The sequence below is a fragment of the Trichocoleus sp. FACHB-40 genome (genome assembly GCF_014695915.1).
GTDB lineage: Bacteria > Cyanobacteriota > Cyanobacteriia > Cyanobacteriales > FACHB-T130 > Funiculus > Funiculus sociatus.
The window spans coordinates 53576-60829 of the sequence record NZ_JACJPF010000095.1; the positions used below are offsets into that span (position 1 = coordinate 53576).

Here is a 7254-nt window from a genome sequence, read left to right on the forward strand (position 1 = left end):
TTTTAACTTCCTATACTTTGGTGTCAGCGGTTCTGACTTCAATAACCCGCAGCTGCTGGTTATTGGAAGTAGGAGGATTGGAAGCTGGATCAACATCCAACGGGCCCCAACCTTCTTGGGATTTCCAGATAAACTTCCGCATCCGCTGATAATCGTTGTCATTGGATTCGCGAACCTGCATTGGCATGGCAGTTGACCAGCCGATGCTGTCAGCGCCGAACGCAAAACCGGAACGGGTGGTTTTGGCGGAACCGCCTAAAGATTCGGATTGAACTCCAGGCGTGCCGACAATGCCTGTAGAGAAGTTGTTGCCTTGGAACAGGTGGAACCCAGCAATCTTGCCGACATAACCGGAGATGCGATCGCTTGTATCTTCGTTGCCTGTGGAGGCAAACAGCATATTGGTCAATTCTTCAACACCTTGGCGATCAAGGTACTGATGGTTGATTCGCAAATCTTTGTTCAGTTGAGCGATTTGCGTAGGAGTTGCCGCAAATCCGTAGCACCCATCGCGATAGGTTGGGATTTTCATCATGCTCATGTGAGCAAACAGGGAACCCAGGAAGTCAACACCCAACTGTCCGCCGCTACCAGCAGTTACATCTGCCGCTGCTGTTGCTACATCTCCATTCCGGTTGTAGGCGACGGCAGTTGTTGCCAGCCACATTTCTAGGATTGAGATTTCTTCAAACAGGTGGTAGTTGTAGCCCAGGCGTTGCTGTAGGACGTTCTCCAATTGAATCAGTGATGTACTCATCACAAATTCAGGAATTGCGACTGGGCGCATCAGTGCGGGGCCAGAGGCTGGAGTTTTGCCGATACCGTTTTCCCGAATAACAATTGGCTGACCCGAACCTTGTAATGGCTGCGAGTCGTTAACAATCGCTACAGATGGATCAAGCTGCCAATCTGCTGAAGAGGTGCCTGCTTCTAGGTGAAGTACGCGGGGAACTAATATGGTCTGTCCCGGTGGGATACCGTTGGCAACGCTGCGATTCGGGAACTGCCAAAGAATAAATTTGGAGCTATGCTCTGAGCGAGTAATTTCGCTCAAATAGGTTTGCAGTGCTGGGGGAATTGTTGCGAAACTTGTAGGAGCGTCACTGCCTGTATAGTCAGATGTCTGACCTCGGAGTAGTCCAGATTTTCGTGCTAAATCTTCCATGCCATCGCGCAAGGTTTCGCGGTGGGTTCTGATAAATCTGCGTAACGCCCGGTTATCAGTATGTAATGACTGTTCCCCAGTTTCCGGATTGACGACCATCTGAGGCTTGGTCTGGGTTCTGTCTTCCCGAATCTTCTCAAATTCGCGGACGGCATCGCGCTTGCTCATTCCGCCGCGCATGGAGGCAGGAGCAATATAGGCAGTTTGGGGAGCGGAGGCATCGCTTCCGGGGACTGCATAACCGAACTCAGTGAAGATGTCAGAGAGCTGATTCTTCTGACGCTTTTGGTCTTCAATTTGGCGCTCAAGAGTAGCTAATTCTTCATCGTGCTTACGCTTAGCTGCATCAGCTTCCGCGTCGAAATTCTCGACTCTGGATCTCAGCGCGTTCAGTTCGTCATTGACCTGGCGAAGTTTGTTGTTGACCTGAGTGTCCATCAGAGCGTGTAGCTGCTCTTTGGTCAGGGTCAAAGCGCCATCAGCGCTGACATTTATATCGTTATTGTTAGGTGGCTGTGGTGCAGCGCTATCGCTACCAGCGACAGTGGCGGGTGTGGCAGCGGGAGCTTCCGTCTCAGGCTGGGCTTCAGTGGAGTCCTTACCGTCTTTGCCGCGAAAGCCTTTCTTAGCGTTGGTTGCGCGGATGGCATCTAGTTCAGAGCCGCCAGAGCCTACCGCATCATTCCCCTTAACACCAAACCCTTTTACTTTTTTATTTTTATTCAAATCCATAAAAACCCCATAAAAACCACTGTCGCAGCTAAGAGTAAAATTCCATACTCTGAACTTAGTTTTTATGGGTCTTGTTCGTCGTGACTGAGCTTTCTTAGCGGAAGAGCGGAAGGTTAGAATATTTGAATCAAAGCTTGGAGATTTCTATGGAAACAACAGTTAGAGCTAAATTTAAAGTTACATCAATTACTCAGTTTGAGTTTGATGCTATCAAAGTTGAAATGAATCCAGTTTATGGCGACAGTCCAGAAAACCAACAGTTTTGGAAGGCAACCCCTACTGGCAAGATTGAAATGCAAATCAATAATCCGGATACAACTTCTTTATTTGCCGTAGGTGCCGAATATTATGTAGATTTCTCCAAGGCTTGATAGCGCCGTGGCTCCAATGATTTTAAGCTATCAAGAGCTGAGGATGTGGCGGGATTTATGTGAGTTTCTTTCGCGTCGCTGGTACAAGTGCGAGGAACCTGATGAGCTACGGACAGGGTTGCCGGGCTGCAACGTTTGGAAGCCGGAAGCACGTACTCACCGCCAAGAACTTTGGGACTCTTGGATGATTCAGTTTATATCTTGGAGCCACACTCATCCAGCATTAAATTATTCTAATTCACGGAAATTATATCGAGAATTAAAAAAGTGGAAGGGTTGGACATTAAGACCTGACTGGGAAATCAAAATTGACTTTCTTGAGAAAATTGTCTTGCTCAATGTTGACCCTAACACTCTAAACAAACCTTGGCAGAAAGCAATTCAGGAAGCCAGGAATGAGCGGTTAAGATTAGAACAACAAAAAGAAGAAAGGCTTAGACAAGAGGAAGAAAGAATCAAAGCCCAACGCCTTGCCAGAACTCAAGCAGGACTATGCCCCTGGTGCGGACATCCCGCAATTACTTATATGGTGGACTGCCTGAACTGTGGCAAACCATACGAAATCGAATATAAGAATAAACCAAAGGACTGGAGTCGCACACAACTAGGGGATAGTTGCAGATACAAAGGCGAAATGTACACCTTCGTGGGCTATACATGGTCTGAAGAGATCAGCCAGTACCTTTTGTTACTCCTTAAGTATGGTGAGCAGTCGTATGAAAATGCCATTTTTTCCAAATGGGACGAGATAGACGAAATTTTCAAGAACCCATTCCCCACAATTGCTGAGGGGATTGAATACGGAATGAGAAACTATGACTGACTTCGTTGCCCGCTTCTATGGATTTACCACTGCTACGTCTTATGCAGTTCCAGCTCACATCAACGCAGCCCTTATTGCTACAACTAACCCGGCAGAGATTGAGCAGATAATTTCTGACTATGAGGCAGAGCTTGCCCAACTGCACAATCCGGCTAATGAGTTTTTGGTGTGCGACACAGCTGCTGAACTCATGGCTGATGTGTTGCGCTCCAAGGGTATTCCCTACAAAATCATTTGTGGGAAGAACGATGAGGGTGACTCTCATTCTTACATTGAAGTGCGCGGAGTTTTTTATGACCCCACACATCAAGGCTTCGGGGAAGCGATCGCAAACGCACTGAATTAAAACATATTTCCTGAATCAAGAATCTAGTCAATATAAAATAGATAAGTTTTTCTTGGGTAAGAAAGTGCCGATCTCCAAGAATCGGCATAAGAAAATCTTATAAACCCTCCGTAAATCCGCACAAATTAAACTTGATGTCGGCGAATTGCTCCAGCCGCAGGTAAGTTGGGGCCGAGGACTTGAGATAACTCTAGTAGGTCGTAAATGCCTCTGCGAATGTAATAAGGAGCAACGTTATTATCTGACTCTGCGACCAATCCCCACATAGGATCGGGGAGATAGTGGGGACAGTGTTTATCCTCAAATGAAGAGTTGCAGATGGGGCAGGCGTGATCTTTGTATTGAAAGCCGCCCATAGAGACAGCGCCCAAAAACCCAAATCTCAATCCTTGAACAATTTGGGAGACGGCTGGGAAAGCCACATCGCAGACAGTTTGAATAAAACCTTCTTTGGCAACAATCCTTCTGTTCTGGTCAAAGTTCCCGGCGCGGTTGACAGCCCAAGCGGGAGCCTCTGGGGATTTAACAACACGGGCATCGTAAATCAATCCTTGAGTTTTCGCCACGTCGCCCCAATCGTGATCCAAGGTGAAGGGTAGTCCAGGGAGGAGTAATGCGATCGCGTCCATATCGTCTGCTGCCCATTTACCCAAGCCACGGTTCAGCAGGTTATCTGCGGCAATGAAGGGAATGGTGATTACTTCGTGAGCTTCCAGAGGCTCTAATACTGCTGAAGTGTAACGGTTTATTAACTCAAGTTGTTGAGCTGTAGGGTGAGCGCTGCTGCCCACAATGCCGGGAGTTTCGGCTGATTCTAGCCGTGTACTATCTTGTTGTTGTTGCCCAACACTAACGCTGTCTTGAGTGTGAGTGCTTCGTCTTCTATTTCTGTTTCGCTTCATTGCTAAAAATGCTTACAGCCTGCCACCCTAAGCTTCACACTCACAGGTTGAGCTGCGTCAGCCTGTGAATTCTTTACATATTTCAGCCAGCTTAGGATAAACAAATTTTAAATAATATGCAGCCTGTTTATATTCTGGTGGGTCGTGGCGTACCAGCCAATCGAGTGCAGTAAGCAAATGATTGAAATTTTGGCCATTGCTATTAACAGTTTTCAAGCTTTTGTATACCTGAGCTATTAAGTCTTTCTGAAGGTCAGAAAGAACGGTGCTTCTCTTGTATGCGCCTACCTCACCTCTCTCTATAAGTTGTTCAACAGTTATACTTGATGTTGGTTTCGGCAGCCCGATCAACTTATCTGAGAGCATGGTTATATAACCTTGGTACGCTTGCTCAGCCGTTTGATCAAATCTTGCTGTTATTAGCGCTGGGCTTATCTTGGCAGGAGTTATGGCGTTTAAAACCCATTTTGTTTCGGAGTTTTCAGATTCCTCCATCTGTTCGTCCATCCGTGCTAGCGCGTTTGAGATCCATTCCATCTCTGTGCTTTGAGCTTCTTTCATCTGTAGTTCTGCCCATTAATGCTTTAGATTTTAAGCCATCTTCAATGGCTGCTTTAGACTGCCGACCCAGCCGTAGTTTCGGCTCAAGAGAGAATCTTGCGGCTTGGTTTTACTCTTGCTAAATCGTTTGTAACAACCACATCTAGATCGGCAATCACAATCCTGCATTGGGTTGGGAAGAGTCCCGATTGGCTGCCATCCCCTTGCTTCGTAACCAATACACGGGGGGCAACTGTTAGCTTTGGTGCGGATGCGGCGTTCCCAGTTGAACTTGGCGTTGGTGTGGGCTTTCAGTCTGGCGCGTTCGTAGGTACCGTGACCAGCATTGGCGTAAAGTTGTAGCCGCGCCTGGAACTGTGCCTGGGTCATGCCCGTAGTTCTCAGGTCGTTGGCGAAACCCCGCAGATATTCATATTGAGTCTTGAGCTGATTGCCCAGGATGCCGTAGTCGCTGGCTGTCATGTTTTTCTGCCCACCCACGCCTAACATATAGTTCCAGGTGTGCAGGTTTTTGAGCGCTAGAGCGGTTTGTTTCTCCCAGGTGGCGACGCTGATTTTGCCCTGAACCAACAAGTCTCCAATCGTTCCCAGGTCTGCGCCAATTTGCCCAATAGCTTTCTGTGTGAGGTTCCGGACGGCGGTGTCCCCCACGAATTTCCCAGAGTCTTTGTATCGGTATCTCTGGGTTTTAGCATCAAACAGAAATTCAAGTGCCATTGGGTTTTAGCTCTAGGAGTTTTTCTAGCTGCCAAGTCACCAGCAACTTAGCGATCGCATCCGGCAACCTCGAAAACTTAATTTCCCCTTCGCCATTAGCAATATAAACTTCGGCATTGGCAAAATTGGGATAAGCAACACAGGTAGAAGTTGTTTTGTCCCAGACGACCGTGCCAATCTTGAAGCCCTGGTGTAGAACGTCCCAGAATTGGAGATGGCAGGATTCCCAGCCCATGACAATATCAACTTGAGGCAGAATCATTCCAATACTCCGGATAAGGAATTTCAATATATTTGCTTGCCTGCTGGAACCAGCTTTTTTCTAAGTGGACTGGGGAAAACCATTCGGCAAATAAACTAACCGGAAGGTTTATGGCTTGCCGCCTCACTGCATCCCCAATTTCTCGTTGAATTTTCTCAGGCAGTTGGCTGCTCCAATGCTGCTCATTCATCTGCTTCTGTTTCTGCTCGAAAAATTAATTTAAAATCCTCGTCGGCTGGGTTGCTCTCCCAAGCTTCTACCGCTTGGGCAACCGTGTCTTCTGAAACCTCGGCAAGTTCCAGAAGTTCTTCGATTGGCGGCAGTTCGTCATCCGGGCGGTAAATCATACATTGACGGCAAGTGGGTTTTACTTCTAGGAGGTTTCTAGCTACCAAGTCACAAGCTATTAAGAAGCTCTCTTAACTCAGCTTGGATTTTACGAGCATCACTTACAATCCTCCAACCCTCCTCAACATGGCTACCTCTGGAGTCTGCCATCAGCAAAATAATTCTCTCAGTATCAAGGTTACGCGCCTCGTGATACCAGTCGAGAAAAGCTTCGCCTGAGAGGAACACTAAATCACCCGGTTCTAACTTAACCTCAAACTTTTGGGCTAAGTCATCGTCTGATTTTTTGAGGCTAAAAAAGGCATCTCCGCAAACGTCCAAGAAAGCCATCCGACTAAAATTTAACGGGTCATCCTTGTGAGCTTCAAGTATGGCACGGGGGTCATACTTCGCTACCTGGAAGAAGGATGGCTGGAAGTCTTCCTCTGGATGCGGAAACTTGGGTAACTTAGCAACCAATTCCCGCCATTCCTGCCCTCTGTTTTTTATGTTGACGGTTTCCTTCTCAGCAACTAAGTCCAGTCGCCATATGTCCCCATTCTTGGCAGCGCCACACCTTTTTCTACCTTCATGGAGGACGCAGCGGTGACAAGGGGCTTCATGCCAGGGGAGGGAACGGGCATAAGTGGCAAGATCGGATAGCAGCTTTTCGTCTGTACAAAATCGCTTAATAAGGGTAAAACCGTCAGGAGGATTAATCATAGAGATTGCTGACCAAGACTAACTTCCTTTCTAATAAAAAACCCACCCTTTATCCAGGGTGGGTTTTCTGCGGAATTCCGCACAGAAAAAAACAGGAAAATTATTCAGATTTCACTCGGCGATTAACCCAGTAACCCAGCTGCCAAGACGCGGCATCATGGACGACGGTAATCACCTCCTCCGAGCCATACAGAGGCGCTACCGTGACATCGAAGTGCCAGATATGGGAGTCTTCGTAGGTGTAGCTGTATTTCTCGCATTGCCCGTTGGCTAAAGCTCGTTTAATGTAATGCCGCCTCGGTTCTGAGATGCGGGGGTCAACAAA

General features: G+C 47.4%; 12 protein-coding genes. 3 read left to right on the forward strand and 9 right to left on the reverse strand.

Features of this window, described 5'->3' with window-relative positions; genetic code table 11:
- Positions 1-10: 10 nt before the first annotated feature.
- Positions 11-1897 (reverse strand): hypothetical protein, encoded by a 1887-nt coding sequence (locus H6F63_RS20795; RefSeq protein ID WP_190639374.1) that lies wholly within the window; start codon positions 1895-1897, stop codon positions 11-13.
- 146 nt (positions 1898-2043) lie between these two features.
- Here H6F63_RS20795 and H6F63_RS20800 point away from each other — a divergent pair, with 146 nt between their 5' ends.
- From H6F63_RS20800 to H6F63_RS20810, 3 genes are read left to right on the forward strand one after another with little or no spacing between them, the layout of a single operon-like run.
- On the forward strand, positions 2044-2268 hold the full coding sequence (locus tag H6F63_RS20800) for a hypothetical protein (RefSeq protein ID WP_190639375.1): 225 nt from the start codon (positions 2044-2046) through the stop codon (positions 2266-2268).
- 7 nt (positions 2269-2275) lie between these two features.
- Positions 2276-3091 (forward strand): hypothetical protein, encoded by an 816-nt coding sequence (locus tag H6F63_RS20805; protein ID WP_190639376.1) that lies wholly within the window; start codon positions 2276-2278, stop codon positions 3089-3091.
- Complete coding sequence (locus tag H6F63_RS20810) at positions 3084-3437, forward strand: hypothetical protein (RefSeq protein WP_190639377.1); 354 nt, start codon at positions 3084-3086, stop codon at positions 3435-3437. The genes H6F63_RS20805 and H6F63_RS20810 overlap by 8 nt, the downstream gene beginning before the upstream one ends.
- A gap of 125 nt (positions 3438-3562) precedes the next feature.
- On the opposite strand, the gene H6F63_RS20815 is transcribed toward H6F63_RS20810, so the two are convergent.
- From H6F63_RS20815 to H6F63_RS20850, 8 genes are all read right to left on the reverse strand, one after another.
- On the reverse strand, positions 3563-4339 hold the full coding sequence (locus H6F63_RS20815) for a hypothetical protein (protein WP_190639378.1): 777 nt from the start codon (positions 4337-4339) through the stop codon (positions 3563-3565).
- 57 nt (positions 4340-4396) lie between these two features.
- Positions 4397-4900, reverse strand: coding sequence for a hypothetical protein (locus H6F63_RS20820; protein WP_190639379.1), 504 nt, complete (start codon positions 4898-4900; stop codon positions 4397-4399).
- A 30-nt stretch (positions 4901-4930) separates the two neighbouring features.
- On the reverse strand, positions 4931-5617 hold the full coding sequence (locus tag H6F63_RS20825; RefSeq protein ID WP_190639380.1) for a hypothetical protein: 687 nt from the start codon (positions 5615-5617) through the stop codon (positions 4931-4933).
- Positions 5607-5879, reverse strand: a complete 273-nt coding sequence (locus H6F63_RS20830; RefSeq protein WP_190639381.1) for a hypothetical protein — start codon at positions 5877-5879, stop codon at positions 5607-5609. Before H6F63_RS20830 ends, H6F63_RS20825 begins: the two co-directional genes overlap by 11 nt.
- Complete coding sequence (locus H6F63_RS20835) at positions 5860-6069, reverse strand: hypothetical protein (RefSeq protein WP_190639382.1); 210 nt, start codon at positions 6067-6069, stop codon at positions 5860-5862. Before H6F63_RS20835 ends, H6F63_RS20830 begins: the two co-directional genes overlap by 20 nt.
- Positions 6062-6226, reverse strand: a complete 165-nt coding sequence (locus H6F63_RS20840; protein ID WP_190639383.1) for a hypothetical protein — start codon at positions 6224-6226, stop codon at positions 6062-6064. Before H6F63_RS20840 ends, H6F63_RS20835 begins: the two co-directional genes overlap by 8 nt.
- A 49-nt stretch (positions 6227-6275) precedes the next feature.
- The gene (locus H6F63_RS20845; protein ID WP_190639384.1) at positions 6276-6929 is read right to left on the reverse strand and encodes a hypothetical protein; all 654 of its coding nucleotides are present in this window, start codon (positions 6927-6929) and stop codon (positions 6276-6278) included.
- A 100-nt stretch (positions 6930-7029) separates the two neighbouring features.
- Positions 7030-7254, reverse strand: a 225-nt coding sequence (locus H6F63_RS20850; protein ID WP_190639385.1) for a hypothetical protein, incomplete at its 5' end; no start/stop codon positions are given.

Excerpts from the sequence above, each read along its gene's own strand:
- H6F63_RS20815 (WP_190639378.1), bottom strand. The coding sequence starts at position 4,339 with ATGAAGCGAAACAGAAATAGAAGACGAAGCACTCACACTCAAGACAGC.
- H6F63_RS20825 (WP_190639380.1), bottom strand. The coding sequence starts at position 5,617 with ATGGCACTTGAATTTCTGTTTGATGCTAAAACCCAGAGATACCGATAC.
- H6F63_RS20800 (WP_190639375.1), top strand. The coding sequence starts at position 2,044 with ATGGAAACAACAGTTAGAGCTAAATTTAAAGTTACATCAATTACTCAG.
- H6F63_RS20835 (WP_190639382.1), bottom strand. The coding sequence starts at position 6,069 with ATGAATGAGCAGCATTGGAGCAGCCAACTGCCTGAGAAAATTCAACGA.
- H6F63_RS20845 (WP_190639384.1), bottom strand. The coding sequence starts at position 6,929 with ATGATTAATCCTCCTGACGGTTTTACCCTTATTAAGCGATTTTGTACA.
- H6F63_RS20810 (WP_190639377.1), top strand. The coding sequence starts at position 3,084 with ATGACTGACTTCGTTGCCCGCTTCTATGGATTTACCACTGCTACGTCT.
- H6F63_RS20795 (WP_190639374.1), bottom strand. The coding sequence starts at position 1,897 with ATGGATTTGAATAAAAATAAAAAAGTAAAAGGGTTTGGTGTTAAGGGG.
- H6F63_RS20830 (WP_190639381.1), bottom strand. The coding sequence starts at position 5,879 with ATGATTCTGCCTCAAGTTGATATTGTCATGGGCTGGGAATCCTGCCAT.
- H6F63_RS20840 (WP_190639383.1), bottom strand. The coding sequence starts at position 6,226 with ATGATTTACCGCCCGGATGACGAACTGCCGCCAATCGAAGAACTTCTG.
- H6F63_RS20820 (WP_190639379.1), bottom strand. The coding sequence starts at position 4,900 with ATGAAAGAAGCTCAAAGCACAGAGATGGAATGGATCTCAAACGCGCTA.